The sequence below is a fragment of the Mesorhizobium silamurunense genome, from assembly GCF_014843825.1.
In the GTDB taxonomy this organism is placed as follows: domain Bacteria; phylum Pseudomonadota; class Alphaproteobacteria; order Rhizobiales; family Rhizobiaceae; genus Mesorhizobium; species Mesorhizobium silamurunense.
The window spans coordinates 1-1,968 of sequence record NZ_JHQR01000215.1 but is presented as its reverse complement, the minus strand read 5'-3'; the positions used below and the strand labels follow the sequence as shown (position 1 = coordinate 1,968).

Sequence of the window (1,968 nt, the reverse complement as noted above, 5' to 3'; positions counted from 1 at the left end):
TCTGTTTGTCATGTTGGTAACGTTCAGAGTTGCCAGGCGCTGAGGATTGTTTATGGAAACGGTCGTTATCATCGGAGGAGGAATAGCAGGGCATCGTGCTGCCGCAACGCTCGCCGATCTGCGTCCTGAGCAGCGCACGGTCCTGATTCATGGCGAAAGCGGGACACCCTATGACAGGCCGCCGCTATCGAAGGACTTTCTCTTGGGGGGCAAGAGGCCGACTCTGAAAGGGTCTGAGCTGTATGCAGACCGCGTCGTTTTGCGGGATGGAACGAAGGCCACCCTAATCGACCCTCTTCGACGCATCGTCCATACTGATATCGGTGAACCGGAACACTACGACAAGCTGTTGATCGCAACGGGATCTCGAGCACGGCACTTCGAGCACTCCAGTGTGGACCCGGCACAAATTCATTATTTGCGCACTGAATCAGACGCTTTGCGATTACGCGCGGGTCTTGCGCCTGGCCGGCGGCTGGCAGTTGTAGGCGGTGGTTTTATAGGGCTGGAGGTATCGGGGATGGCTCGCCGCTTGGGCTGTCAAACAACGGTCATTGAGCTAGCGCCGCGACTGCTGCCGCGTAGCGCGTCCCTATCTTTGTCGGAATGGGTCGCGACGCGTCACACGAGCGAAGGTGGTGAGTTCCGTTTGAACTGTGCGAATCTGCGTATGTCAAATAATTCAAAGGGCGAGGTCGTTCTGACCTGGAATGGAGGGGCGGTCGTTGCTGACATGGTCCTTATTGGCATCGGGATTGGGCCTAATGCGGGAATTGCCGCTGACGCCGGCATCGACACCGCCGATGGGATCGTTGTGAACACACGCTGCGAAACGTCGGTTCCGGGAATATACGCTGCCGGAGAAGTGACGAACTATCCTTTGCCCGCGCTTGGCCGGCGGCTACGCAGTGAGAGCTGGACTGTGGCCGGCGATCAGGCCGTCGTGGCCGCAAAAGTTATGTGTGGCCTGGATGCACAGTATCAGGACCTACCGTGGTTCTGGTCCGATCAGTGCGGCGTAACCATCCAGTCACTCGGGCTGCCAGCCCTCGCGACGCGCCTGTATCGCATCGGAGACGTCGCGAGCGAACGGTGGCTGGAGATTGGCGCCGATGACCAGGGACGTTTTGTCAGTGCCGTAGGAGTCAACCCCGGTCGCGACATGATGCAGATCCGGCGAGACGCCAAGGCTGGCAAGCCTGTATCGCCGGATATTATGAGCCGAGCCGAGGAAGTCGATCCGTCCGATATATACCTCGCAACTGGCTAATTGTCGGAATCGGAGTGAACTGTGATAACAGTGGAAAAGAACATAGATAAAGCGCAGCAGAAATACGGATGGATAATCCTTTGCCCCGTTTCCGATCTCCAAGACGATACCGTAACGCCGTTCGAAATCGGCGATAACCGAATCGCAATATACTTCATCGGCGGCAAAGTACACGCGACCGATAACGTTTGTTCGCACGCGTTCGCTCTTCTTTCCGACGGCTGGCTGGAAGGGACTCTTATCGAGTGCCCTCTGCATGGTGCTCAATTTGAAATCACCACCGGGGAAGTGGTTCAAGGCCCGGCAGAGTGTCCAATCACCGTCTTTAAGACGAAGGTGGAAGACGGTCAGGTCCTGGTGTGTCTCCCGCATCATGAATAAAGGCTGCCCTTGTCAGGCACCGGATGGTGGCGTTGTGCTGATGCAATTTGCTGCCATCTGCATCTAGCAAGGCGGAGCCTGATGGCTACTTTCCTTCGTGGAGAGAGACACCGAGAGACAACGCATCCACAGGCCGGCTTGGACGAATCAAGGGGTAATATATCGCTGTTCGGAGCATTGCCGTGGTCACGGTGCCGGCTCCGAAATTCACCCACGTGCCCCAGGCTCCGTGCTCAACTTAACTGCAGCAAGGCCGCAATCACCACCCGGTGAAGATTTAAGTATTCCGTCAAAATCAACTGTGAAAGCATGTCGAG

2 protein-coding genes are annotated in these 1,968 nt (G+C 56.6%); both read left to right on the top strand.

The features are described 5' to 3' along the window. The first annotated feature begins 52 nt into the window (after positions 1 to 52). Positions 53 to 1,270, top strand: a complete 1,218-nt coding sequence (locus DH10_RS23600) for an NAD(P)/FAD-dependent oxidoreductase (RefSeq protein ID WP_192385401.1) — start codon at positions 53 to 55, stop codon at positions 1,268 to 1,270. Positions 1,271 to 1,291: 21 nt separating this feature from the next. Next, positions 1,292 to 1,651 carry a non-heme iron oxygenase ferredoxin subunit gene (locus DH10_RS23595; protein ID WP_343221610.1) on the top strand — a complete coding sequence of 120 codons (360 nt, stop codon included), beginning with the start codon at positions 1,292 to 1,294 and terminating at the stop codon, positions 1,649 to 1,651. The last annotated feature ends 317 nt before the right edge of the window (positions 1,652 to 1,968 follow it).

Excerpts from the sequence above, each read along its gene's own strand:
- DH10_RS23600 (WP_192385401.1), top strand. The coding sequence starts at position 53 with ATGGAAACGGTCGTTATCATCGGAGGAGGAATAGCAGGGCATCGTGCT.